This window comes from Streptomyces hyaluromycini (genome assembly GCF_002217755.1).
GTDB lineage: Bacteria > Actinomycetota > Actinomycetes > Streptomycetales > Streptomycetaceae > Streptomyces > Streptomyces hyaluromycini.
Genome location: NZ_BCFL01000017.1, coordinates 350,017 through 375,743, shown reverse-complemented (window position 1 = coordinate 375,743; position 25,727 = coordinate 350,017). Strand labels below are relative to the sequence as shown.

Genomic DNA, 25,727 nt, shown 5'->3' with positions numbered 1-25,727 from the left:
CCCACCGAGAAAGGCACCACGTCATGTGGCGAACCAGCGGAATGCGGATCGTGCAGGCCGTCCCCCTGCTGCTTTTCGTCTCGGCGCTCACCTTCTTCCTCCAGCTGTTCGTACCGGGTGACGCCGCCCGGTCCATCGGAGGACTGAACGCCTCACCCCAGGCGGTCGCCGCACTGCGGCACCGCCTCCACCTCGACCAGCCGGTCTGGGAGCGCTACTGGGCCTGGCTGAAGGACGCGGTGCACGGCGACCTCGGGCAGTCGATCAGCAGCAACGAGTCGGTCTCGGGAGCGCTCAACACCCGGCTGGGGGTGACGCTCTCCCTGGTGATCGCGACCACCCTGCTCGCGCTGGTCGTCGGAGTCGTCCTGGGCATGGCCGGCGCGCGCGGCGGGCGCGCCACGCGGGTCACCGCGGACATCGCGTCCATCGCCGGTATGACCGTCCCCGCGTTCTGGGTCGGTCTGCTGGGCATCTGGATCTTCAACACCCGGTGGGGCCTGCTGCCGGCGAACGGATACGTGTTCTTCGGGACGTCCCCCGGCGGCTGGCTGCGCTCGCTGCTGCTGCCGGTGGCCGCCCTGGCCTTCGCGCTGGTCACGGTGATCGCCAAGCAGACGCGCGAGCAGCTCGCCGACGTGCTGAGCCGGGACTTCGTACGGAACCTGCGGGCCAACGGCGTCAGCGAGCGGTCGATCCTGTTCAAGCACGCCCTGCGGCACGTCTCCGTCACGGTCCTCACCGTGGCGGGCAACAACCTCATCGGACTGCTCGGCGCAGCCGTGGTGGTCGAGGAACTCTTCGGCCTGCCCGGTCTGGGCAGCGCGGCGGTCACGGCCGCGTCCAGCGGCGACATCCCGGTCATCCAGGGAGTGGCGGTGTACTTCACCCTCATCGTGGTCGGACTGAACCTCCTGCTCGACCTCGCCGTCGGCCGGCTGAACCCGCAGGCGGTCGCCGCATGAACGCACAGGAGACCTCGATGCCCGACGTGTCGGTCCTGCGTCGCGTCCTGCGTCGCGTCCTGCGCCGGCCGCGCATCGCGATCCCGGCCGTGATTCTGCTCCTGGAGCTGATCGCGTCGTTCGGCGCCCGCTGGCTCGCGCCGTATCCGCCGCAGCAGGCGGACTTCACCGCGGCGCTGGCCGGGCCGAGCGCGAAGCACCCGCTCGGCACCGACCGGCTCGGCCGCGACGTGCTGTCGCGGCTGATGTACGGCGGCGCGGACACGTTCCGGGAGATCGCGATCGCCGTGGTGATCACCCTGGTGGTCGCGGTGCCCCTCGGCCTGGTCATCGGCCTGCGCCGGGGGCCGCTCGACGCGGTGCTGATGCGGACGGCCGACGTGGTGATGTCGATCCCCGGCATCATCCTGCTGCTGATCGTGCTGGCCCTGTTCGCGCAGAGCATGACCGCGGCCATGGTCGTGATCGGCCTGCTGTCGGTGCCCGGCATGATGCGGGTCGTCCGGTCGGCGACACTGACGGTCGGCCGGGAGACCTACGTCGCCGCGGCGCGGGTGTCCGGGCTCGGCACCTGGCGCGTGGCCCGCCGGCACGTGCTGCCGAGGATCACCGGCCTGATCCTGGTGAACGCGGCGCTGGCATGCGTGGGCACCCTGCTCATCGCGTCCGGCATCAACGCCATCGGTCTCGGCGTGAAGCCGCCCGCCCCCTCCTGGGGCGGCATGATGGCCGACGCCTCGCAGACCCTGAACGAGAGCGTCTGGCCGGCCATCCCGACGGGCGGGCTGATCGCCGTCACGGCCGCGGCGCTGATCGTCCTCGGCGACGGCCTGCGCGACATGCTCGCCGAGCGCTGGTCCGGCGCGTCGGCCGCGGCGCCGGCCCGGCGCCGCAGGGCATCCGGCCCGGCCGTGGCCGCCGCGGCGGTACCCGAGTCCGACGACGCCTGGCTGCCGGCGGAGCCGAACCCGGTCGTACGGCTGACCGGCGTGACCGTCACCGCGGACACCGCGGCCGGTGCGGTCGACCTGATCAGCGACGTGAGCCTGACCGTGGGGCAGGGCCGCACGGTGGGACTGGTCGGCGAATCCGGCTGCGGCAAGTCCATGACCGGGCTGGCGCTGCTCGGCCTGCTGCCGAACGGGGCCCGCGTCTCCTTGGGCACGGTCGAGATCGACGGCGTCGACGTCGGCTCGTTCGACGCGGTCAAGTGGCGGGCCCTGCGCGGCGGCACCATCGCCTTCGTCTCGCAGGAGCCCATGGTCGCCCTCGACCCCCTGTTCACGATCGGCCACCTGCTGCGCGAGGCGGTGCGCACCCACGAGAAGCTCTCCCGCAGGCAGGCCACGCTCCGGGCCCGGGAACTGCTCACCCAGGTCCAGATCCCCGATCCCGACCGGGTCCTGAAGCTGCGCCCGTCGCAGATCTCGGGCGGCATGGCGCAGCGCGTCTCCATCGCCGTCGCGCTGGCCGGACGTCCGCGCATCCTCGTCGCCGACGAACCGACCACCGCGCTCGACGTCACCGTCCAGCGCGAGATCGTCCAGCTGCTGCGCACGATCCAGCGGGACACGGGCATGGCCCTGCTGATGATCAGCCACGACTGGGACGTCATAGCGGAGGCCTGCGACACCGCCCTCGTCATGTACGCGGGCCAGGTGGTGGAGGCCGGTCCGACGGACCGCGTCATGACCGCGCCGGTCCACCCCTACACCCGCAGGCTGCTCGCCGCGAACCCGCGGCTGGCGGCGGTGGGCGAACCCATCCCCACCATCCCCGGCACCGTGCCGCCCCCGGGACAGTGGCCCGTCGGCTGTCACTTCGCCGACCGGTGTCCCGACCGGGTCGACCGGTGCACGCAGGCGCCGATCGCCCTCACACGGCCCGGTGACGACGTCGTCGCCCGCTGCGTCCTGGCAGGCGAAGAGCTGGAGGTGTCCTCGTGACGACGACCGACGCGACCGACACGACCGACACGACCGACGCGACCGGACGGCCGCTGCTCGACGTCCGCGGCCTGTCCGTGTCGTACCACCGCCGCGGCAAGGGCACTCCGGCCATCCGGGACGTGTCCCTGGACATCCGGCCGGGCGAGACCGTCGCCCTGGTCGGGGAGTCCGGTTCCGGCAAGTCGACCCTGGGCCGTGCCGTGCTCGGTCTGACGCCCGCCACGCGCGGCACGATCCTCTTCGACGGCCAGGACGTCACCCATGCCGCCGGTGCCCGGCGCAGGGAGCTGAGCAAGAGCGTCCAGGCCGTCTTCCAGGACCCCAACGGTTCCCTCAACCCGGCGCTGACCGTGGGCCAGACCCTGGCCGAACCCCTGCTGGTGCACTCGCGTGACGAGCGGTCCGTGGTCCTGGAGCGGATCCGGGAGGTGCTGGCGCTGGTGGGGCTGCCGGGCGAGGCGGCCGGCCGTTACCCGCGCCAGTTCTCCGGAGGCCAGCGGCAGCGGATCGCGATCGCCCGCGCCCTGGTGATGTCGCCCAGGCTCATCGTGTGCGACGAACCGGTCAGCGCGCTCGACCTGTCGGTCCAGGCACAGGTCCTGAACCTCTTCACCACACTCCAGCGGGAGACGGGCGTCAGCTACCTGTTCATCTCCCACGACCTCGCCGTGGTCCGGCATCTCGCCCAGCGGATCGTCGTCCTGTACCGCGGCGACGTCGTGGAGAAGGGCACGACCGAGGAGGTCTACGCCGACGCCCGACATCCCTACACCCGACGGCTGTTGGCGGCGGCCGGGATCGAAGGGGCTCCGGCCCCTTCCGCCCGCTGACCCGGAAACCCCCCGACTTCGGCATGCGGAGGCACACATGCGGCAGTTCACCGACCGCTTCGGCGTCACCAGGCCCCCGGAGCGGTCCGGGTTCAGCGCCGAACGGCTGGGGCGGATCACCGAGTTCTTCGACCGGCAGACGGAACTCGGGGTCGTCCCGGGATGGTCGGCGCTCGTGGCCCGGAACGGAGAGCCCGTGTACGCGGCGGGCGGCGGACTACGGGACCTCGAACTCGGGCTCCCGGTCGAGCCCGGAACGCTGTGGCGTCTCTACTCCATGACGAAACCGGTGACCTCCGTCGCCGTCATGATGCTGGTGGAGCGGGGCCTGCTCGGACTCGACGACCCGGTCGGCGCGTACATTCCCGAGTTCACGGACATGACGGTGTACGACGGCGGTTCGCCGGGGAGTCTGCGGGTCCGCCCGGCCGCCCGCCCGGTGACCGTGGGCCACCTGCTCACGCACACCGCCGGGCTGACCCTCGGGCTGGCCCACATGGACCCGGTGGACGCGCTGTACCGCCAGGCGGGCCAGGACGTGCTTCCGCTGCCGGGCACGACACTGGAGCGGATGTGCGCCGACGTGGGCGGGCTGCCGCTGCTGTTCGAACCGGGCACCGCGTGGAACTACTCGCTCGGCGTCGACGTGCTCGGCCGGATCATCGAGGTCTGCAGCGGCGAGAGCCTCGACCGGTTCATCGAGGCGAACGTGCTCGGCCCGCTCAGGATGACCGACACGACGTTCTCGCTGGCGCCCGAGCGGGTGCCGGACCTGGCGGAGATCTACAGCCCCGACCCCGCTTCGGGCCGGCTCGCCGTGAACCAGGAACTGCGGTCCACGTTCCGCCGGCCGGCGGAGTTCCCCTCCGGCAGCGGGGTGCCCGGACTGGTGTCGACCCTGGCGGACTACCACCGGTTCGCCGCCATGCTGGTGCGCGGCGGCGAACTCGACGGCGAGCGGCTGCTCGGTCCCCGCACGCTCGCGTTCATGACGGCCGACCACCTGCCCGGCGGCGCCGATCTGAACTCGTTCGCGAGGTACCCCGACGACGAGCACCGCGGCTGTGGTTTCGGGCTGGGGTTCTACGTCGTCACGGATCCCGTCCGCGCGGGTTCGTTCGGCAACAAGGGGGAGTTCGGCTGGTCCGGAGCGGCGAACACGCACTTCTTCGTGGACCCGGTCGACGGCGTCACCGCCGTGTTCTGCACCCAGGTCGTCACCTGGGGCAGGCACCGGCCGCCCGTCCGCCGCCAGTTGAGGAACCTCGTGTACCAGGCCATGACCACGTGAACCGGCCCCGGCCGGCTCATGGCGCGGGTAGTTCCACGGCGATGCGGAGGCCGCCGGCCGGGCGTGGGCCGAGGGTGAGCCTGACGCGCAGGGCCGGCCAGGGTGCCCTAGGGCCTGTCTGACAATTCCCGTCGTCGCCCGGAGGGCGGCCTCGCGGCGTGCCGGGCGTAGGCCCTCGTACTGGACGTACTTGGGTCTGCGCCCGGTGCGGCGAGAGTGCGTGCATGGCGTCGCGAGGCAGACGGGAATTGTCAGACAGGCCCTAGCCACGTCCGCCCCCCCTCGGGTCCGGCCGCCGGCCGCGTGGCGATGCGGTACCCGGCGCCGGGCACCGTGGCGATGATCCAGGGTTCGCCGAGACGCTTGCGCAGTGCCGAGACCGTGATGCGGACGGCGTTGGTGAACGGGTCGGCGTTCGCGTCCCACGCGCGTTCCAGGAGGTCCTCGGCGCTGACGACACCGCCTTCGGCGGCGACGAGGACTTCGAGCACGGCGAACTGCTTCCTGGTCAGCGCGACATAGCGCCCGTCCCGGTAGACCTCCCTGCGGAACGGGTCAAGACGCACACCCGCGATCTCCCGTACGGGGGGTCTGCTGTGGGCGCGTCTGCGGTCGAGCGCCCTGAGCCTGAGCGCGAGTTCCTGGAGCTCGAAGGGTTTCGTGAGGTAGTCGTCGGCGCCGAGTTCGAACCCGGACGCCTTGTCGTCGAGACGGTCCGCCGCGGTGAGCATCAGGATCGGCATGCCGCTGCCGGAGGCGACGATGCGCCGGGCGATCTCGTCGCCGGAGGGTCCGGGGATGTCGCGGTCGAGGACGGCGATGTCGTAGCTGTTGATGTCCAGCAGCTCCAGAGCCGTGCCGCCGTCGCCCGCGATGTCGGCCGCGATCGCCTCCAGACGCAGGCCGTCGCGGATGGCTTCGGCCAGGTAGGGCTCGTCCTCGACAATCAGCACACGCATGCCTTCGAGGCTACGAGCCGGCACCTGTCGTCGGCGTATCGAAAACCGCATACGCGCCGGCAACACGGCGTCGCCTCGGCTGGCGGTGTGCATCGAGCCCTGCCCTCGGCACGAACCGTGTCCCGCCGGATCCGACGGCCGGCTCGCCCACCGGTTTTCCCGTCACTTCGTGAAGGTGAGGTACTTCCAGGCGCCGTACGTCGTCGTGTTCACGCTGTCGCCCGAGCCGCTGATGTACGAGTCGCGGACCCGGAAGCGGTAGCCGGTGGGCGGGGTGCCCGTGAGCGTGACGACGGACTTCCCCGAGGAGTCGAGCCTGAAGTACTCCTTGTCCGTGGTCTGCCAGACGCCGTCGTAGTGGACCTGGACCTGCAGCAGCTGCTTGCGGCCCGGGTACGCCGTCATCGTGGTCGTGACGACCGGGTCCTTGGACTGCCTGAAGAAGTAGTACGTGTGGCCCCACGTGTACGTGGTCCGGTAGGCACCGGCGAGTGTCGAGGAGACCTTCACCCGCGCGCCGACCGAGCTTGTCACCGTCCTCGGCGCGTAGCGCGCGTCGCCCGCGAACTTCGCCGTCAGCCTGGTCTTCCGCTTCAGGGTGACGGCGACCGAGAGGTTGCCGGCGGAGTTGACCGTGCCCGACTTCACCAGGGTGTCGGGCTTGTCGGAGCCGGACGGGTCGGCCCAGATCTCGACCTTGCGGTTCTTGTACGTCGAGCCCAGGTGCGCGGTGAACGTGACGGACTTGGCGTAGTCGTACGCCTTGCCGTTGTTGTTCAGCGTCAGCGTGGGCGTGGCGCGCGAGACGTCGACGCTGTCCGAGGCGGTCGCCGCGGTGTGCGTGGTGTCACCGGCGTACGTCACCGTGTACTTCACCTTGCCGCCGGCCGGCGGGGTGTCCGTGAAGGAGTACGAGCCGCCCGTGCCGAGGTACCTGGTGCCGAGGGACTTGCCGTTCGGCGAGTCCAGGTCGGTGCGGGTGACCTGGAGCGGGGTGCCCGCGGGCAGCGCCAGGTTCGCGGTGAGCCTGCCCTTGACGGTGAGGGACTCGGCGCGGGCGGCCTTCGCCGGGGCGTCCGCCGTCAGGGTGGGGGCGTACAGACGGGGCGCGTCGACGGTCTGGAACCGCATGGCGTTGGCGGACCCGGTCAGCACGAACAGCCGCGAGCCGTCGGCCGACCAGATGGTGGAGTGGCCGCCCGGCATCCAGTCGCGCGACAGGTTGCGGACGCTGGTCGGCTGGGCCGGGTCGGTGCTGAAGACATACGTGTCGCCGACGTCGTCGGTGTCGAGGACGGTGGCCGCGACCGTGCCGTCCGGGGCGATGTCGACCGTCTTTGGTGCCGAGACGGTCGGGAAGGTGCGCACCTCGGACAGGTCGGAGAGACGGTACTCGGTGAGCGCCCGGGTCCCGGGTCCGGCGACGACCACGTTCTGGCCGTCCGGAGTGAGGGCCGCGTCATTGAAGAAACCATTCTTCTCGGCGGAGACGCGGATCACCGGGGTGCCGGAGGAGATGTCGTAGACGATCATCGGGCCGGAGCTGATGCCCGCGTCCAGCGCGAGCAGCGTGCCCGGGTTGTCGGGGTCGGCGCGGAGCACGGGTGGGCTGGAGAAGTCGTGGCCGGCCGCCAGGTCGAGGGTCACCGTGGGTGTCGCGGCGCTCAGGTCGACCTCGCCGAGCCCGGAGTCCCACTGGTCGCCGTAGCCGAACCACAGCCGGCCGTCGGCGTAGGCGAGGTGGGCGGGGACCGTCTTGTCGCCCGTCGGGTACTCGGCGCTCTGCGTGAGCTGCGCGGTGTCGATGGCGACGATCTTGTCGGCGCCGTAGACCGCGGCCCACAGCGTGCCGGAGTCCGGGCTCAGCTCCAGGTCGAGGACCTGGGACAGGCCGGTGAGCTTGGTGACGACCTGGCCGGTGAAGTCGGTGACGACGATCTGGTTGTCGTAGGCGTCGCTGATGAACACCCGCTGGTGGACACCGTCCACGACGGTGTCGTTCACGCCCCAGACCGGTATGGGCGTGCTGGAGTCGGCGGCCGCCGGTGCGGCGAGTACCACGGAGCCGAACAGGGCTGCCAGGGCGGTGGCGGCCGGAAGAGTGCGCAGACGCACGGTGTCGATCCCCCCGGAACGAAGATGAGCGCAAGTGGGTGCCACCCGTGCGTCCGCTGTGCGTGAACCATGGGCCGTGGGTGGCGAGTGAGCGAAGAATAGATGATGTCCCGGTAAAGCGCGGCGCAGGGGTACCCCTCGGTTCATCGGGTCCCGGAACCGTCGCAGAGGTCGAGGATCCTGGTGAACGGCCTGCGGAGCACCACGGCCATCGGCTCCGTGTCGTCCTCGGCGTACCGGGCCAGTCCGGCGCGCGCGACGCCCGTGTCCTCGCGCGGGTCCCGCCCCGCCAGGACCGCCTCCAGGGCCCGCCCGGCGGCCTCGGCGACCGGGAGGAGACCGGTCCGGGCCCGGGAGAGGGCCGGGGCGGGCCCGTCGCGCACGCTGAAGAACTCGACCTCGGCGGCCAGGGCCAGGAGATGGGGCACCGCCTGGACGGCGCGGTCGATCCGGTCGCCCAGTTCGGCCACCTCGGCGCGGTGGCGGCGCCGCAGCGGATTGAACCGCATGGCCATTTCCGCCTCCCGCGCCTGCACCCCGTAGCGGCGCAGCCGGTCCGCCTCCGCCTGCGCCGCCGCCCGGTTCGCGGACGCCGCGTCCGGTGACCCGATCGCGCGCGTGCTGCGTACGAGGCTCTCCGCCAGGCCGGCCGCACACTCCCGCGCCAGCGTCGCCACCTCCCGGCGGGGGTCCCGCGGCCAGAGCACCGGACCGAGGACGGCGGTGACCGCGCCCCCCAGCGCGTTCTCCCACAACCGCGCGACGCCGTACGCGTCCGGCGAGGGATTGGCGAAGACCAGCAGCGAGGTCACCGCGACCTGCACGTTCAGCGTGGTCCCGGAACTGACGACGGTTCCGCAGAGCAGGGCGAGACCCATCACGACGGCGAGGACGAGCGTGCTCGGCCGGAAGAGGCTGACCACGGTGACGCCCAGGGCCACTCCGGCCATCACACCGAGGATCCGCAGCAGCAGTGCCGTCAGGGAGGAGGCGGAATCACCGCGCAGGCACAGCAGCGGAACGATGGCGGCGAACACCGGCGGCTGATCGGCCCCGGCCCACAGTGCCGCCTGCCAGCAGAGCACCGCGATCACCAGGATCCGGGCCGCCGTCGGCCCCTGCACGCGGAGCCTCCGGCGCACCTGTGCCCACGGGGAAACGCCCGTCACCTGCCCACCATAGGCACACACCACGGTCCGCCGCCCTCCGGTGACGCCCCGTGTCCGGTCTCCCCGTCGGTGCCGGAGGTCACCCGGTGGTGTGAACTTCTTCCCGTATACCCTTAGTTGCCTGGGAAGAAGCGGTTTTGGGTTGCTCTGTCCGGCCTAGGCTCCGCGGACATGTCGCTGTGGCTGCTCAACCATTTCAGCACCTTCACGCTGGCCGTCGTCACCGTCGGCGGGACCGTTCTCCTGGCCGTCACCGGCAGCGTGCTGTTGCGGCGCAGGTACCCGTCGCTGGCCGGCGGAGAGCACAACGACATGGTCGGCGTGACGCTGGGGATGTTCGGGGCCATCTACGGGATCATCCTCGCGTTCGTGATCGTCACGCTGTGGACGCAACTGGAGGACACCCAGACCATCGTCGCCTCCGAGGCCACCGACGCGGCGCTCATCACCCGCGACGCCGCCGCGTTCCCGGCGTCGGTGCGGGCCCGTCTCGACGCCGCCATGAGCGGTTACGTCCACGCGGTCGTCGAGGACCAGTGGCCCCGGATGCGCACCGGGCACCCCAGCTACGGGGCGACGGAAACCCATCTCCGGGCCGCCTTCGACGTGTTGCAGACGTACGACCCGAAGAGCGAGCAGGAGCAGGTCTTCTACCAGCAGAGCGTCAGCCATCTCGACGACGTCGCCTCCCAGCGGCGCGCCCGCATCACCATGGCGCGCCAGGAACTCCCCCTGCTGCTGCAGGTCCTGGCCATCGGCGGCGCCCTTGTCCTGGTCCCGCTCACGTTCCTCTACGGCATGCGCAAACTGAGAGTCCAGATTCTGTTCGTCGCCTCGGTCGCCGGGCTCGTCGGCTTCAGCCTGCTCCTGGTCTTCGTCCTGGACCGCCCCTTCGCCGGCGACCTCAGCGTCAGCCCCGCCCCCTACCGCGAAGGGGCTCTCGCCCAGTACTGGACCCGGTGAGCCGTCACCAGCTGACGGCGTCGTCCATCGACTGCTGCCAGTACGTGACCTTGAGCGAGTCGTCGACGTAGACGCCCTTGGCGGGCAGCGACGGGTGCGCGCCGGTGCCGACGCTCTCGTTGCCGGAGCGGCCCTGGAAGTAGACGGTCAGGGACTTCACGGTGTGGCCGTTCGTGCCGCTGCCGTCGGTGGCGGACAGGTTCACCGAGGCGTAGCCGGACTCGCCCGGCGCGAGGGTGACGACCGCCTGCGGCTGCGAGTCCCCGATGACCGGGGGCACGGCCTGCGCCTCGCCGAAGCGGACGGCCGGGTAGCCGTAGAGGTAGCAGGTCCTGCTGCCGGTGTTGGTCACCGTGAGGAGCATGTGGTTCACGGGGCGGTTCAGCGGGGCCGCGACCGTCCGGGTGACGGACCCCTCGCAGGTGACCGGCTTGCCGGCCGAGGCGGGCGCCTTCGCCGCGGGGGTGGAGGTGCCCGCGGCGGACCTCGGCGTGCCGGTGGCGGCCGTGGCCTCGGTGGCGGAGGTGCCGGAGGCGGACGCGGGGGCGGAGGACTTCGCGGGGGCAGGGGAGTTCGCGGCCGGGGTGGCGGCCGGGGTGCTGGCCGCCGCCACGCTCTCGGCGTGGACGCCCGTGCCGTCGTTGCACGCGGTCAGGGACAGCGCGGCGAGTACGACGGTGGTGGCGGCGCCGACGAGACGGGTGCGGGAGGTGCGGAGGCTGGACATGTGGCTGTGCCCCTTCGGTGTTCGGGTGGCGGTGGTGATTGGATGACCGAAGCCTGCGAGGCGATCTGTCCCAACCGCCAGGCACAGCGGGCAGTTGGGGACGCTGGAACGCAGAAATGCGCTCCGACCAGGGAGAACGTGGTGGCCCTGGAACGCGGGACTGGAATACGAGGGGATGGGGAAACGGGTGCCAGGGGCAACAGGGGCCGACGCGACAGAGGCGTTCGCGCTGCTGCTGCGGGAGCTCAAGGACCGCTCGGGGCTGAGCTACGGGGTGCTTGCCAAGCGGCTGCACATGAGCACGTCGACGCTGCACCGCTACTGCAACGGCACCGCGGTGCCCGTCGAGTACGCCCCGGTGGAGCGCCTCGCACGGGTCTGCCGGGCGACGCCGCAGGAGCTGGTGGAGCTGCACCGGCGCTGGATCCTGGCGGACGCGGCACGAGGGAGCCGGGGGGAGCAGGCCACGGCGCCGGACACCGTCCCTGCGGCGGATCCCGGTCCCGGATCTCAGGCGACGCGGGCGACACAGGCGACGCACGGGCCGGGCGAGGGCGCGGGCGCGGGCCGAGGCGAGGGCGAGGACGAGGGCGGTGAGCCGGTCGTCGTCGACGTGCCGCGCGAGCCGGTGGCGCCGCGGCGGCGCCGTACCGTGCTGATCGCCTCCGTCGCGGTGGCCGCCGTGCTGGGGGCCGTCGTGGTCGCCGCGCAGCTGCCGCTCGGCGGCGGGAGCGGCGGCGCGGGCGGCCGGCGGGCGGCCGGTGACACCGCCCCGATCACCGGCACGATCACCGGCTCGGCGGCCACCGGGAAGACGTCCGCCTCCCCGTCCCCGACCGCCAAGGGACACCGGCCGTCCGCATCGGCCTCCGCCACCCCCACCGGGTCCGGCCGTTCGGACGGCGGCGCCGAGCAGGGGAGCGGGGCCCAGGACGCCGGCGGCACCACCACCGGCGCCGCCGTCCCGCTCACCGTCAACACGCGTCCCTACGTCTACGACGACCCGTGCAGCCAGCACTTCCTCGTCGACAGCGAACCGGCGCAGGTCGGCCCGCCGGCGAGCGAGCAGGACGCCCCGCGCTGGGCCGCGGCGTACGGGGCGGTCTCCTCGGGCGAACAGGAGGTCGCCCTCACCGTCCAGGGCACCGGCGAGGAGACCGTCGTCCTGGAGGCGCTGCACGTGCGCGTCCTCAGCAAGGGCGCGCCGCTCGCCTGGAACGACTACTCGATGGGCGTCGGCTGCGGCGGCGGTGTCGGGACCAAGTCGTTCGACATCGACCTCGACAAGGGCAGCCCCACGGTCACCGCCAAGAACGGCCAGCGGGACTTCCCGTACAAGGTCAGCGAGTCCGACCCGGAGGTCTTCTACGTCTTCGCCCGCACCCAGGCCCACGACGTCCGCTGGGACCTCACCCTGGACTGGTCCAGCGGGAGCCGCCGTGGCACCGTCCGCGTCGACAACGCCGGCACCGCGTTCCGCACCAGCGCCGACGCGGGCCGCCCGGGTTACGACTACCCGCTGGGCGGCAGCGAGTGGATCGCACGGGAGGGCGGCTGACAGGGGCCGGCAGCGGAACCCGCGTCTCTCAGCCGGCCTGCGAGGGGGTCTGCCTGATGCCGTCGACGATGGCGCGCTTCAGCACGGCGCTCGTGAAGACGACCGTGCCGGGCTTGATGAGGGCGTCCGTTCCGGTGCCCCGCTTCACCTGGACCGTGCGCTCGCCCAGGTAGACATGGGTCTTCCTGTCGAAGATCCATTCCTCGCGCTGACCGCTGGTCTCGTCGAGGCGGGCCACCGCCACGCCGTGCCGGCCGACCGCGTCCACCGCGTCCTCGACCACGACCACGCCCGGGATCTTCGCGGCGGTCCTGAAGAGGGCCGAGTACAGCCCGGCGGGGGGATAGCTCTCGCCGAGCAGGTCGCCGATGGTGGAGAACGCCTCCTGGGCGGGGGAGTTCCCGTGCCCCGCGGTCTCCTTGTAGATCTTGGCCAGCAGGGCGTCGGGGTCCGTGGTGAGTCCGGCCAGGTAGTCGTACGAAGGATTGTTCAGGAACGCCTCGGGGGTGTTGCCCTGCTCGTCGGGGAGGCTCAGGGTCTCGCCCTCGGGGCTGTCGTTGACGGCCGGGTCGACCAGCCAGCCCTTGGTGCCGTCCGGGGACTCCCACACCTGGCGGCGGTGCAGCTTGTGACCGGCCACGGTGGTCTTGTCGCCGACGGTCTTCAGGAAGGTGTCGGCCATCTGGGACTCGATGTAGACGTACTGGCCGGGCCTGACGGCCGACTGGTCCTCCGCGGCCGCCGCCAGCGCGATCCGGTCGAGCAGCTGCGGTACGCCCTTGGTGGTCGCGGCACCGACGGTGGTGGTCAGCACCGGCCCGGTGGCGACGTCCTTGGCGCCTCCGTCCTGCACCCCGCTGCCGCCGCCGGAGACGACCACCCCCGCGACGACCACCCCGGCGACGGCGGCGGCCAGCGCCGGCAGGACGACCGCGGCGCGCGGCACCCACCGGGCCTTCACCCGGGCCGCCGCCGTGCGCTGTTCCGTCCGGGTCTCGTGTATCTGGGCCATCATGCGCTCCTTGTGGAACTGGTGACGGCCCGTCGGCAGGTCGCGTGCCGTCCGGTCGAAGAGCTGTGCGCCCTCCGCCCGCTCGGCAGCGGTCTGCCGGGACGTGTCCGTGTTCATCGGTTTTCCTCCCGTGCGGGCCGGATCACGTGTGCGTGATCGCCTCTTGTCTGTCGGCGAGCGCTGCCGACTTCCCGATTCCCGGGACTTTCTTCGGGATTCCCGCCGAACGCCGGTGCCGCCACGGAACGCCTCGACTTCCCTTTCCCGCCGTCGAGTCGGGATACCCGAAGCCGAGCCGGTTCGGACTCGGCGTGCTTGCGGAGCTTCTTGCGGGCGCGGGACAGCCGGGAGGCGACCGTGCCGACCGGAATGCCGAGAGCCTCCGCGGCGGCCTCGTAGTCCAGGCCCTCGCCCAGGCAGAGCACGACGACCTCGCGCTCCGCGCGGCGCAGTGACGCGAGGGCGGTGAGGGCCGCCGCGAGGCGTCTTCGGCCGTCGAGCCGGTCCGCCACCTCCTCGGCGTGGTCGGGCACCGACAGCTCGGCCGCCGCGGCCGCCTGCGCCGCCGCCCGGTAGCGCCGGTTGCTCCGGTACTGGTTGCGCGCGGTGTTGGTGGCGATGCCCAGCAGCCACGGCCGCAGGGAGCCGCCCTCCGGGTCGACCCTGTCGCGCAGCCGCCACGCCTCCATGAAGGTCGCGGCCATCACGTCCTCGGCCGTCGACCAGTCCGCGGTCAGCCGGAAGGCATGGTTGTAGACCGCGCGGGCGCAGCTGTCGAAGAGCTCGCCGAACGCGCTCGGATCCCCGGCCCGTACCCGGGTTCGCAGATGAGTGCTCACCTTGATGAGCTGTCCGGCACCCCGCACCGACTTCCCGTGACCTGCGCCACACGAGCCCCGGCCCGGCCCCTCGCCCCTTCCGAGGCCCGCGGACCGTCCTGCGGCCGGTTCGGCGCGTGACCGTCACCTGCCGGGACGGCGGGGAAGCGGCGTCTGTGCGAAGGCATGGCAGCCCGGTCTCCGTTCGAACGTCAGGGCGGGGATTGTCACACGGGGTCCCGCACCCGCGCGGGCCGCGCTCCGGCCGGCGCTCACATGTCGTACGCGCTCGAACGCGGAGCGTGCCGGTGTCGCGAGCGGGTGCGCCGCAGGGGTGATGTGAGCTCACCTGTTTGGTGTTATATGAGCCGTATGCACCAACTGCTCCGGCGGCTGCGAACCTGGTACGGGATCCGCAGCCTTGCCGGCCAGATGTTCCTTCTGCAGGTCGGAGTCGTCCTGGTTCTCGTGGCGACGGCGGTCGCCGTCCTCCTGCTGCAGTCGCGAGCCGACGCCGACCGGGAGGCCCGCAACCGCACCCTCGCCGTGGCCTCCGCCGTCGCCTCGGAACCCACCGTGCGGCAGGCGCTGACCGGTACGCATCCGACCGCCGCGCTCCAGCAGTTGGCCGAGGAGACCCGCAAACGCTCGCACGTGGACTTCGTCGTCGTGATGAGTCCCACGGGCATCCGCTACACCCATCCGAACCCCGCCCAGATCGGCCGCCGCTACATCGGCAGCATCGCGGCGGCGCAGCACGGCGGCATCGTCACCGAGACGACGACCGGGACACTGGGGCCCTCGGTCAGGACCGTCGTTCCCGTGACCACCCCCGAGGGCAAGGTCGTCGGGCTGGTCTCGGCGGGCATCACCGTCCACCAGGTGAGCGTCGCGGCCGGCCGGCAGGCACCGCTCGTCCTGGCGGGCACCGGGCTGGCGATCGCGGCCGCCACCGGTGGCACGGCCCTCATCGGCAGGCGCCTGAGCCGCCAGACCCACGGTCTGGGCCCGGTGCAGATGACCCGCATGTACGAGCATCACGACGCCGTTCTGCACGCGGTACGCGAAGGCGTCCTCATCGTCGGTCCGCAGGGCCGTCTGCTCCTGGTCAACGACGAGGCGCGGCGCCTGCTGGGACTCGCGGCGGACGTGGACGGCCTGCCCGTCACGGAGCTGGGGATCGCCCCCGGGGCCGGACAGCTCCTCTCGTCCGGCAGGGCGACCACCGACGAGGTGGTCGAGGTCGGCGACCGGCTGCTGGCCGTCAGCCAGCGCCCCATGGACCGGCCGCCCGGACCCGGCGGCTGGGTCGCCACCCTGCGCGACACGACCGAACTCAGCGCGCTGATGGGCCGGGTCGAGGTGGTCCAGGAACGGCTCAGGCTGCTGTACGACGCCGGGCTGCGCATCGGCACCACCCTCGACGTGCGGCACACCGCGGAGGAACTGGCGGAGTTCGCCGTGCCCAGGTTCGCCGACTACGTCACCGTCGACCTGACCGACGCCGTACTGCGCGGCGAGGAGCCCGACGAGGTGAGCGCGGCGGAGCTGCGCCGGGTCACCCTGCACGGCATCCGGCAGGGCGTGCCGCTCTACCCGCCCGGTGCGCTCATCCACTTCGACCCCTCCACCCCGCAGGGCGAGGGCTACGGTTCCGGGCGGATGGTGCTGGAGGCCGACATGGCGGCGTTCTCCGGCTGGCAGGCCCAGGACCCCGAACGGGCACGGCAACTGGTGGCCTACGGCATCCACTCCATGATCGCCGCCCCGCTGCGGGCCCGCGGCGCGATCCTCGGCGTGGCGACCTTCTGGCGTTCCAAGGAGCCGACCTCCTTCACCTGGGAGGACCTCTCGCTCGCCGAGGAGCTGGTCGCCCGCGCGGCGATCAGCATCGACAACGCGCGCCGCTTCACGCGGGAGCGCACCATGGCGGTCACGCTGCAGCGCAGCCTGCTGCCGCACGCCCTGCCGGAGCAGAACGCCGTCGACGTGGCGCACCGCTACCTTCCGGCAGGGGCGGGGCCCGGGGGAGTCGGCGGCGACTGGTTCGACGTCATACCGCTGCCCGGAGCACGCGTCGCCATCGTGGTGGGCGACGTCGTGGGGCACGGACTGCACGCCGCCGCCACCATGGGCCAACTGCGCACCGCCGTACACAACCTCTCGACGCTCGACCTGCCCCCCGACGAACTTCTCTGGCACCTGGACGAGCTGGTCACCCGCCTCGACCAGGACCGCGAAGGCGACGGCGGCAGCCCGACGCTCACGGGCGCCACCTGCCTGTACGCGGTCTACGACCCGGTCTCACGGCTGTGCACCATGGCCAGGGCCGGTCACCTGGAACCCATCATCGTGCCCCCGGACGGCCGCGCCCACCTGCCCGGGGTGCCGGCCGGCCCGCCGCTGGGGCTGGGCGGAATGCCCTACGAGAAGAGCGAGGTGGTGCTGCCCGAGGGCAGCGGCATCGTGCTCTACACCGACGGCCTGATCGAGGACCGGCGGCAGGACATCGACGAGGGCATCGAGCGTCTGCGCCGGTCCCTCGCGGTGGCGGGGCGTACGCCGGAGCAGATGTGCCGGGCGGCGATCGACGCCATGGTGCCCGGGGCGCCCCGCGACGACGTGGCCCTGATCGTGGCCCGCACCCGGATGCTGGACGACAAGCACACCGCGTCCTGGGCGGTGCCCTCCGCCCCGGCGGCCGTCGCCGGTGTCCGTGCGGCGGCCGCCGAGCTCCTGCGCGACTGGGGTCTGGAGGAGGAGGCGTTCACCCTGGAGCTCATCCTCAGCGAGCTGGTCACCAACGCCATCCGGCACGCGACGGGTCCGGTCGGGGTGCGCCTGATCCGTGACCGCAGCCTCATCTGCGAGGTCTCCGACGGCAGCAGCGTCTCTCCGCACCTGCGCCGGGCCGCCACCATGGACGAGGGCGGCCGCGGGCTCTTCCTGGTGGCCCAGTTCGCCGACCGCTGGGGGACCCGCTACACCGCCGAGGGAAAGGTCATCTGGACCGAGCAGCGGCTCTGCACGCAGCTGTGACGCGCGGCGGCCGCCCCGGCCTCCCGGATGTTCGCGACCGGGCGCGGACGGGAAGCATGCCTGGCATGTCGACGTAGGGGGTGTTGCGGTGAGCAAGCCCGAGCTGGAGTTCCATCTGCCCGCCGGGCCGTGGCGGGCCCCGGCCGGCGCCGGTCCGGGCGTCGAGGAGTGTGTCCTGGCCGACGACCCCGCCCGCGGATCCCGTACGGCGCTGGTCCGCTGGGCGCCGGGCACCGACACCTCGGCGGACGGCGTGACACGCCACGACTTCTGGGAGGAGGTCTACCTGGTCACGGGTGCCCTGCACGACCTGACGCTCGACCGGACCTTCACCGCCGGCATGTACGCCTGCCGCCCGCCCGGGATGCCGCACGGCCCCTGGATCTCCCCGGACGGCGTCACCATGCTGGTGATCACCTGTCCCTGACCCGGCGGGCACTGAAGGGCGCCTCCACCCCGATCAGTTCGGGTTGCGGCGCCGGCCGGCGCGCCGTCGGTTCGGTGCGCGGGGCCCAGCGGTTGACGGTCCGTACGTAGTCGACGACCACCGAGGCCGGCGCGAGGACGAGAAGCGGTCCGGACGCCCAGGGATGCGTGGCCATCTCCAGCGGCAGCCAGCGGTAGGACACCAGGAGCGCGGCGAAGACCGCCGTACCGTGGGCGACCAGCCGGACGCCCGACGGGTCCCAGCCGCGGTCGAGCGAGCGCAGGGCCGCCTCGACCGTGAGCGCGAACACCGCGCCGGCGACGAGATCCGCGCCGTAGTGGTAGCCGAAGCCCAGCGTCGCGGTGAGCGTGGCGACCAGCCAGAACGTGCCCGCCCAGCGCAGCACCCGGGGGCCCTGCCGGGAGTGCAGGAAGATCGCGGTGGCCCACGCCGTGTGCAGGCTCGGCATGCAGTTGCGCGGGGTGAACCCGTCGTACGGCAGGGGGTGCGGGGCGGTGACCGGCGGCACCCTGCGCGGCCACAGGTCGGCCGTCGGCCAGTGTCCGCCGTGCGGCGGGTGCTCCGGCCAGAGGCTGACCGAGGCCCAGTGGTCGGCGCCGGTGCCGTAGGCGAAGACCGGCCCGACCACCGGGAAGATCATGTAGACGGCCGGCCCGAGCAGACCGATCACCAGGAAGGTGCGCACCAGATGGTGGCGCGGAAAGCGGCGCTCGGCCGCCACGTCGCGCAGTTGGTACAGCGCGACGGCGACCGCGGCCAGGGCGAGCTGGCCGTAGACGACGTCGAGGACGTTGAAGCCGATCGGGCCGGTGGCCGTGACGATCCGGCCCACCAGCCACGACGGGTTGCCCAGGGCGTGGTCCGCGGTGGCCACGTACTGGTCGAGCACCGTCGGACGGGTCTTCGAGGTGATGAGCAGCCAGGCGTCGCCGGTCTTGCGGCCGGTCACCAGCAGCAGGCCCAGCCCGACGCCCTTGAGCAGCAGGACGCGTTCGCGGCCGGCGCGGCGGGTCACGGCGACCACCGCACAGCCGAGCATCACCCACAACGCGCCGTTGCCGAACGGCTGGCCGCGGGTCGCCTCGGCACCGCACGCCCACCGGAGCGTCGCGAAGGCGAGGTCGATGCCGATCGCGGCGCCGAGGGCGATGAACCGCTGCTGCCAGGTGAGCACCACCATCGTCAACGCCAGGCCGGCGTAGAGCAGGAAGCCGGATTTGGGGGCGCATATCGCCTCCCGTGCCTGGTTGGTGATCGGCCCCGGCAGACCGTAGTGACGTGCGGCTGCCTCCAGTGCGACGAGGAACGCGAAGGCCGTGGCGGCTGCCACGGCCCAGAGTCTCGGTGGTGTCTGTCTCAAAGTCCGGCCGTTTAGGTAGAGGTTGCGGGACAGTGGGGGTGCTGTTCGACGTAGGAAGACGGCAAGGCCGCGGCCCGGGTTCCAGCCTTGTGCCCGTCGACGGTGCGGTCAATGGTGGGTTACCACGGGGTAAAGGGTTCGGCATCGTCCGTTCAACGTACTTGATCTGTGCATGACCCGTTCGATGGGATGCGCGAAGACCACGTCGAGATCTCCTCGGAGACCGAGACCACTTCGTGAGACTCCGAACCACAGGGGGATTCATGCACACAGCCCGTACCGGGCGGGCCGTCGCGGCCGCCACGTCCGTCGCCGCACTCGCGGCCACCGCGCTGACGGCCGCCGCGCCCACCGCCGTACCGCACACCCTCGCGGTACCGGCCGTCGTCGGGCACACCCTGGTGCACGGTGTGAGCAGCCCGCTCTCCAGCGAGCAGTGCCAGGCCAAGTGGCAGATCAACTGCTACAGCCCGCTCCAGTACCGCACCGCGTACGACCTGAACGCCCTCTACCGCAAGGGCGTCACGGGCAAGGGGCGCACCATCGTCATCGTCGACTCGTACGGCTCCCCGACCGTGCAGCACGATCTCGACGTCTACAGCAAGCAGTTCGGGCTGCCCAGCACCAAGGTGAAGGTCGTCAAGTGGGGGCACGTCCCCGCCTTCGACCCGAAGAACTCCGACATGACCGGCTGGGCCGGCGAGACCACCCTCGACGTCGAGATGGCGCACGCGGTGGCGCCCGCCGCGAAGATCGTCGTCGTGGAGACGGCGGTCTCCGAGACCGAGGGCACCACCGGTCTGCCGGAGATGATGGACGCCGAGAAGTACATGATCGACCACGGCGTCGGCGACGTCATCAGCCAGAGCTTCGGCGCCACCGAGAACACCTTCCCCGGCTTCGCCAAGGGCGACTTCTCCAGCATCAAGAAGCTGCGGTACGCCTTCCAGGACGCCAACCGCAAGAAGGTGACCGTGCTCGCCGCCTCCGGTGACGGCGGCGCCACCGACCTTCAGGCGGACGGCAAGACGTACTACAAGAAGCGCGTCAACTCCTGGCCCTCCTCGGACCCGCTGGTCACCTCGATCGGCGGCACCCAGCTCCACCTGGACGACAAGGGCGACCGCGTCAAGCCGGACAGTGTCTACAACGACTACGGCTCCGGCGGCGGCGGCCAGTCCCACGTCTTCACCCGCCCGTCCTTCCAGAACGGCGTGAAGAAGGTGGTCGGCACCCGTCGCGGCACCCCGGACATCTCGATGTCCGCCGCGGTCAACGGCGGCGCCTGGATCTACTCCAGCTTCGACCCGACCGCCACCGGCTGGGACGTCAGCGGCGGCACCAGCGAGGCCACCCCGCTCTTCGCGGGCATCGTCGCCCTCGCCGACCAGGCCGCCGGCCACCGCCTCGGCAACATCCAGCAGCGGCTGTACGACCTCTCCTCCTACCGCTCAAAGCTCACCGGCATCGTCGACGTCAACGACGGCACGAACAACAGCTACCAGGGCGTGACCGGCTACAAGGCCGTCAACGGCTACGACCTCGCCACCGGCGTCGGCACCGTGGACGCCCTGCGCTTCGTCCCGGCCCTCGTCAAGCAGAAGCCCTGACACTGCCCGCACCACACCGCACCACACGGCCGACGGCCCGGGTCCCGCACCCGGGCCGTCCCCGTCCCGCCCCGACCACGCCCGCGCCCTCAGCGGCGCTCTCCGCCGCGGCTGTGCGCGGCTGTGCGCGGCTCCCCGGCCGCGCCTCCTTCCGCAGCCGTGCCCCCCTTGCTCAGCTGCGCCTTCTTCCTTAACCGTGCCCCCTTCCTCGGCCGTGCGCCCTTCCTTAGCCGCACCCTCGTCCTCAGCGGCGCCCTCAGCGGCGCTCTCCGCCGCGGGGTGTGCGCGGCTGTGCGTGGCTCCCCGGCCGCGCCTTCTTCCTTAGCCGTGCGCCCTTCCTCAGCCGCGCCTTCTTCCTCGGTCATGCCCTCCGCCTCAGTCACCTGTGCCGCCGGGGGCGGTGCAGGTGACGTGTGGGGGTGGGCGAAGGACGATGGAGGGGAGGTGTGAGGGCGACGCGGTGAGACCGGTCGGCTGCGGTGTCCCGTGGCCTCCTCGGCGTCCGCCCGGGGCCACGGCGGCCGAGCCGGCAGAACGGGCGGTGACCGGCATGCGTGATGCCACCCCGATCGGCGGGAGCGGCGCCGTACCGCCCGACCCGGCGGACCCGGCGGACCCGGCCACGGCGGTCGTCGACGACCGGGGCGTCGTGACGGGGTGGAGCGCGGGCGCCGAGCGGCTGCTCGGCTACCCCTGCCAGGAGGCCGTCGGCAGCCCCGTCAGCCGTCTGATCGCCTCGGCACCCGGCGGCGGGGACGGCCTCACGGACCTGACCGCCGCCGCGACGACGGCCCTGCTCCGGCACCGGGACGGCCGGACCGTCGCGGTGCGGGTACGGGCGTATCCGTCGGTCGACCGCGAGGGCCGTGCCCAGCGGCTCCTCGTGGTGACGCCCCCCGAGCCGCCGCGGCCGGACGCGGTGACGGGGGACGAGGCGTTCGCCCAGTGCCGGCTGCCCGTGATGGTGTACGACTCCGCGCTGCGGGTCGTGCGGGCGAGCGCCGGTGCCGCGCGGGAACTCGGCCTGCGCGAGGAGCGGATGCGCGGCCGGCCCGTCACCGACATCCTGCCGCCCCACCTCTGCCACCGGATCGAGACCGGCATGGGCCGGGTGTTCGCGACGGGCGAGCCCGAGGAGTTCCACATCCGGGGCCGGGTCCGGCCGGACGCCCCCGAGAAGGTCTGGTCCGTCGCCGTCTCCCCGCTCGTCACCCCGGCCGGTCAGGTGCGGAACGTGGAGGTCTCCGCGCTCGACGTCAGCGAGCAGTACCTGGCCAGGGAGCGGCTCGCGCTGCTGAACGACATCAGCGCCCGGGTGGGCAGCACCCTGGACGTGATGCGCACGGCGCAGGAGATGGCCGACGTGACGGTGGACCGGCTCGCCGACTTCATCACCATCGACCTGCTCGACTCCCTGTGCCACGGCGTCGAGCCGAAACCGTCCGGCACCGGCCGGGTCCCGCTGCGGCGCGCGGCACAGCAGTCCGTGCTGCGCGGGGCGCCCGAGGCGGTGATCGAACCCGGAGACGTGGACGACTACCCCGCGTCCGCACCCCCCGTCCGCTGTCTGGCCACCGGCAGGTCCTCGCTGCACAACACCGGGGACGAGGCGATCCGGGCCTGGGAGCTCGCCGATCCCGAGCGGTCGTGGGTGGTCCGCAGGTTCGGGATCCACTCGATCATGGTCATTCCGCTGCGGGCCCGCGGCATCACCCTCGGCGTGGCGGTCCTCGTCCGGCACCGGCGCGAGGACCCGTTCACCCGCGACGACCTGCTGCTGGCCGAGGAGATCGCCGCGCGCGCCGCCGTGGCCGTGGACAACGCCCGCCGCTACACCCTCGAACGCGGCACCGCGCTGGCCCTGCAGCGCAGCCTCCTGCCCCACCGGTTCTCGGCCCAGGACGCGGTCGAGGTGGCCCACCGCTACCTCCCGGCCCGGACCCGGGCGGGGCCGGGCGGCGACTGGTTCGACGTGATCCCGCTCTCCGGCGCCCGGGTCGCGCTGGTGGCGGGAGACGTGGTGGGCCACGGACTGCGGGCCTCGGCCACCATGGGACGGCTGCGGACCGCGGTGCGCACCCTGGCCGACGTCGACCTGCCCGCCGACGAACTGCTCACCCACCTCGACGACCTGGTCACCCTCCTGGCGGCCGAGGAGGAGAGCACCGCGGAGCACGAGCCCGACCTCGAACCCTGCAGCGATCTCATCGCCACCTGCCTGTACGTGGTCTACGACCCGGTCTCCCGCCGGTGCACGGCCGCCAGCGCGGGCCACCCGCCGCCCGCCGTCGCCGGACCGGACGGACCGGCGGAATTCCTCGACGTGCCGCCCGGCCCGCCGCTGGGCGCGGGCGGGCTGCCCTTCGAGACCGCCGAGCGGGAACTGGCCCCGGGCAGCCTCCTCGCGCTGTACACCGACGGCCTGCTCAAGGGGCCCGGGCAGGACCTGGGCGACGGTCTGGCGCGGCTGCGCCGCTCCCTCGACCGGGCTGCCGCCCGGCCGCTGGAGGAGCTGTGCGACGAGCTGATTCCGGCGCTGCTGCCCGTGCAGCCCGAGGACGACGTCGCCCTGCTCGTCGCGCGCACCCGGGCGCTCGACGCCGACCAGGTCGCCACCTGGGACCTGCCCTCCGATCCGGCCGTGGTCGCCGACGCCCGGGCCCGGGTGCTGGCCCGGCTGGAGGCCTGGCAGCTGCCGGACGTGGCGTTCACGGCCGAGCTGGTGGTCAGCGAACTCGTCACGAACGCGATCCGCTACGGGCAGCCTCCCGTCCAGCTCCGGCTGATCCGGGGGACCACACTGCTCTGCGAGGTCTCCGACGCCAGCGGCACCGCACCGCACCTGCGCCGGGCCCGCGGCTACGACGAGGGCGGCCGCGGCCTGCTGCTCGTCGCCCGGCTCTCCCGCCGCTGGGGCACCCGCCAGCAGCTCCGCGGCAAGACCATCTGGGCCGAGATCGGCCTCACCGGACCGGACGACCCGTGACGGCGACGGCCACGGGGCCCCCGCGACCGCTGCCTCCCCCGCGACCGCTGCCTCCCCCGCGACCACGCGTCGCCCGCGACCGCCGCGCCGCCCCGGAAGGCGGCCGCCCCGGCCTCAGCCGTGCCGGTCGTCCCGGCCTCAGCCGTGCCGGTCGTCGCGGACCGGCGACTGCGTACCGTCGTCGTCGCGGCCGACCGTCAACTGCGCCGGGGCATACGGCACATAGGCCGCCCCGTCCAGGCCGAGCGCGGTGGCGGACCGCTGGAGGGCGGCCGGTGTCGCGGCGTCGTCCCAGCGGCCGGTGTCCACACGGTGTTCGAGGGCGTGCAGCGAGGCCACGGTCTCGGCGGTGGTGAACGCGCAGTGGCCCTGCCGTTCGACGTACGCCTGCCGCAGCAGCGCGCCGTCGCCCGAGGCGCGCACTCGCCCGGCGAAGCGGTTCTCCTGCTCCACCGGGACCAGGTTGTCGGCGGTGGTGTGGACGTCGAGCAACGGCACCTCCAGTCCCTGGCCCGCGGAGGACGTCCGCCGCGCGGTACGGACCGCCGCGGGATCGGCGGTGATCGCGGCGCCCGCGGTCAGTGTGCGCAGGTCGGCGCCCAGGTCGAGCCCGGCCGCCGTGTACAGGGCGCGGACCTGGGGCGCGTGTTCGGAACCGGCGAGCAGACCGGTGTAGTCGACGCCCTGGTTCCACGAGTTGTTGCCGCCGACCGACTGCTCGACGGCGTACCGGCCGCCCTCGACGAACGCCAGGATGCCCTGTGCGAACCAGTCGTACTGCTGGGCCTCCTGGCCCGCCCAGTCGGTCGCGGCGGGCCTGGTCTTTCCGGGCGACCAGGCGGGCAGGTTGAGGAAGGCGGCGGCGAGCGCGATCCTGGCCCGGCCCTGCGGGGTGGCCTGCGCGGCGGTGACCGCGTCGGTGAGCTGCTTCGCGACGGCGGCCGCCGCGTCGGCGGAGCCGAAGCGCACCAGCTGCACGTCCTGTGCCGGCAGCAGCAGCCGGGCGATCGCGTACTCGGCGTCCAGCTGGTAGTCGTCCAGGTCCGTGGCGCCCGCGACCAGGCCGCACTGGCCGAGCGCGCCGTCGATGCGGCCGCCGCCGTCCCGGGCCAGCTGCGCGTTCACGAGCCCGCCCATGGACTGCCCCATGGCGAGCGTGCGCCGCGGCGTGCCGATCTTCGCGGTGACGGCGTCGAGGGTGGCGAACTGGTCGCGCTCGGCGCTGTTCAGGGCCCACATCGAGCCATGGGGGTCGTACGAGGACCCCGCCAGCGCGTAGCCCTCGGCGAGCAGCTCGGTGCGGACGGCGTCGGTGGGGGCGTCCCTGGCGACGGTGGGACCGAAGCCGTGGCTGAACAGCAGCAGGGTGCCGTTCCAGTGCTCGGGTACGTCCGCGATCCAGGTGGCGCCGTCGGAGAGGGTGCCGGTCAGGCTGCCCGCGGCCGGCGTGTCCGCCCGGGCGGCGGGTGCGGGCAGGGCGGTGAGGGCCGTGGCGGTCAGGGTGGCCAGCGCGGCCAGGGCGATGCGCAGTCGGGTGCGGGAGGCGCGGGTGCGGGTGCTGGCTGACATGGAAGCGGCTCCTTGCGCGCGGGGGGTGACGAACGGGGGAGCAGTGCTCGGTGCGCTGAGCGAGGGCACCGAGGAATGTAGGGCCTGTTTGTTGCGGCCGTCAATGGATTGCACAACATGAGGCTGGTCGTGCCTGCCGCGACGAGTTCCGGGCGGGGCGGGGGCGTGTGCCGGTGAGTGCCGCAGGGTGCGCGTCGTTGATGTCAGCAGTTCTTGAAGCGCTTCAGGCGGGGCGGTCGCCGAGGGGTGACGGCGGTACCGAGGAGTAGCGACCGTGAAGAGGGCGAAGACTGCGAAGGTGCTGCGGAGGTGCTGCGAAGGCGGCCAAGCGCCGGATATGGATGGCCTGTTGCCCGGCG

The 25,727-nt window shown here is 72.6% G+C and carries 18 protein-coding genes; 10 read left to right on the top strand and 8 right to left on the bottom strand.

Going from position 1 to position 25,727, the window contains the following annotated elements; translation table 11 throughout:
* Nucleotides 1-23: 23 nt before the first annotated feature.
* From SSP29_RS09650 to SSP29_RS09635, 4 genes are read left to right on the top strand one after another with little or no spacing between them, the layout of a single operon-like run.
* Nucleotides 24-965 (top strand): ABC transporter permease, encoded by a 942-nt coding sequence (locus SSP29_RS09650; protein ID WP_150133845.1) that lies wholly within the window; start codon nt 24-26, stop codon nt 963-965.
* Nucleotides 962-2,911, top strand: coding sequence for a dipeptide/oligopeptide/nickel ABC transporter permease/ATP-binding protein (locus SSP29_RS09645; RefSeq protein ID WP_150133844.1), 1,950 nt, complete (start codon nt 962-964; stop codon nt 2,909-2,911). The genes SSP29_RS09650 and SSP29_RS09645 overlap by 4 nt, the downstream gene beginning before the upstream one ends.
* On the top strand, nt 2,908-3,744 hold the full coding sequence (locus tag SSP29_RS09640) for an ATP-binding cassette domain-containing protein (RefSeq protein ID WP_089100135.1): 837 nt from the start codon (nt 2,908-2,910) through the stop codon (nt 3,742-3,744). Before SSP29_RS09645 ends, SSP29_RS09640 begins: the two co-directional genes overlap by 4 nt.
* A 37-nt stretch (nt 3,745-3,781) precedes the next feature.
* Nucleotides 3,782-5,035: a serine hydrolase domain-containing protein gene (locus SSP29_RS09635; RefSeq protein WP_089100134.1), complete on the top strand. Its 1,254-nt coding sequence runs from the start codon at nt 3,782-3,784 to the stop codon at nt 5,033-5,035.
* Nucleotides 5,036-5,286: 251 nt separating this feature from the next.
* On the opposite strand, the gene SSP29_RS09630 is transcribed toward SSP29_RS09635, so the two are convergent.
* From SSP29_RS09630 to SSP29_RS09620, 3 genes are all read right to left on the bottom strand, one after another.
* Nucleotides 5,287-5,994: a response regulator transcription factor gene (locus tag SSP29_RS09630; RefSeq protein ID WP_089100133.1), complete on the bottom strand. Its 708-nt coding sequence runs from the start codon at nt 5,992-5,994 to the stop codon at nt 5,287-5,289.
* 162 nt (nt 5,995-6,156) lie between these two features.
* On the bottom strand, nt 6,157-8,109 hold the full coding sequence (locus SSP29_RS09625; RefSeq protein WP_089100132.1) for a YncE family protein: 1,953 nt from the start codon (nt 8,107-8,109) through the stop codon (nt 6,157-6,159).
* 143 nt (nt 8,110-8,252) lie between these two features.
* The gene (locus SSP29_RS09620) at nt 8,253-9,278 is read right to left on the bottom strand and encodes an FUSC family protein (RefSeq protein ID WP_167449889.1); all 1,026 of its coding nucleotides are present in this window, start codon (nt 9,276-9,278) and stop codon (nt 8,253-8,255) included.
* Between the two features lie 171 nt (nt 9,279-9,449).
* Here SSP29_RS09620 and SSP29_RS09615 point away from each other — a divergent pair, with 171 nt between their 5' ends.
* Nucleotides 9,450-10,241, top strand: coding sequence for a bestrophin-like domain (locus tag SSP29_RS09615; RefSeq protein ID WP_089100130.1), 792 nt, complete (start codon nt 9,450-9,452; stop codon nt 10,239-10,241).
* 4 nt (nt 10,242-10,245) lie between these two features.
* Here the strand turns inward: SSP29_RS09615 and SSP29_RS09610 are convergent, their stop codons facing one another.
* Nucleotides 10,246-10,968 carry a DUF4232 domain-containing protein gene (locus SSP29_RS09610; protein ID WP_089100129.1) on the bottom strand — a complete coding sequence of 241 codons (723 nt, stop codon included), beginning with the start codon at nt 10,966-10,968 and terminating at the stop codon, nt 10,246-10,248.
* Between the two features lie 175 nt (nt 10,969-11,143).
* On the opposite strand from SSP29_RS09610, the gene SSP29_RS09605 reads away from it, so the two are divergent.
* Nucleotides 11,144-12,526: a helix-turn-helix domain-containing protein gene (locus SSP29_RS09605; RefSeq protein ID WP_150133841.1), complete on the top strand. Its 1,383-nt coding sequence runs from the start codon at nt 11,144-11,146 to the stop codon at nt 12,524-12,526.
* 28 nt (nt 12,527-12,554) lie between these two features.
* Here SSP29_RS09605 and SSP29_RS09600 read toward each other — a convergent pair whose 3' ends face one another.
* Both SSP29_RS09600 and SSP29_RS09595 read right to left on the bottom strand, forming a co-directional pair.
* Nucleotides 12,555-13,655 (bottom strand): CU044_5270 family protein, encoded by a 1,101-nt coding sequence (locus tag SSP29_RS09600; protein WP_089100128.1) that lies wholly within the window; start codon nt 13,653-13,655, stop codon nt 12,555-12,557.
* A complete protein-coding gene (locus tag SSP29_RS09595; protein ID WP_174855940.1) occupies nt 13,652-14,377 on the bottom strand; it encodes an RNA polymerase sigma factor in 726 nt (241 codons plus the stop codon). The genes SSP29_RS09600 and SSP29_RS09595 overlap by 4 nt, the downstream gene beginning before the upstream one ends.
* A 351-nt stretch (nt 14,378-14,728) precedes the next feature.
* On the opposite strand from SSP29_RS09595, the gene SSP29_RS09590 reads away from it, so the two are divergent.
* Nucleotides 14,729-17,395 (top strand): SpoIIE family protein phosphatase, encoded by a 2,667-nt coding sequence (locus SSP29_RS09590; RefSeq protein ID WP_089100127.1) that lies wholly within the window; start codon nt 14,729-14,731, stop codon nt 17,393-17,395.
* Nucleotides 17,396-17,483: 88 nt separating this feature from the next.
* Complete coding sequence (locus tag SSP29_RS09585) at nt 17,484-17,822, top strand: cupin domain-containing protein (RefSeq protein ID WP_089100126.1); 339 nt, start codon at nt 17,484-17,486, stop codon at nt 17,820-17,822.
* Here SSP29_RS09585 and SSP29_RS09580 read toward each other — a convergent pair.
* Nucleotides 17,809-19,173 (bottom strand): phosphatase PAP2 family protein, encoded by a 1,365-nt coding sequence (locus SSP29_RS09580; RefSeq protein WP_089100125.1) that lies wholly within the window; start codon nt 19,171-19,173, stop codon nt 17,809-17,811. The genes SSP29_RS09585 and SSP29_RS09580 overlap by 14 nt on opposite strands.
* Nucleotides 19,174-19,466: 293 nt before the next feature.
* Between SSP29_RS09580 and SSP29_RS09575 the strand changes: the two genes are divergently transcribed.
* Together SSP29_RS09575 and SSP29_RS09570 are read left to right on the top strand one after the other, a co-directional pair.
* Nucleotides 19,467-20,813, top strand: coding sequence for a S53 family peptidase (locus SSP29_RS09575; RefSeq protein WP_089100124.1), 1,347 nt, complete (start codon nt 19,467-19,469; stop codon nt 20,811-20,813).
* A 550-nt stretch (nt 20,814-21,363) separates the two neighbouring features.
* Nucleotides 21,364-23,799, top strand: coding sequence for an ATP-binding SpoIIE family protein phosphatase (locus SSP29_RS09570; protein WP_089100724.1), 2,436 nt, complete (start codon nt 21,364-21,366; stop codon nt 23,797-23,799).
* A 138-nt stretch (nt 23,800-23,937) separates the two neighbouring features.
* Here the strand turns inward: SSP29_RS09570 and SSP29_RS09565 are convergent, their stop codons facing one another.
* Nucleotides 23,938-25,368, bottom strand: a complete 1,431-nt coding sequence (locus tag SSP29_RS09565; RefSeq protein WP_089100123.1) for an alpha/beta hydrolase — start codon at nt 25,366-25,368, stop codon at nt 23,938-23,940.
* Nucleotides 25,369-25,727: the final 359 nt, after the last annotated feature.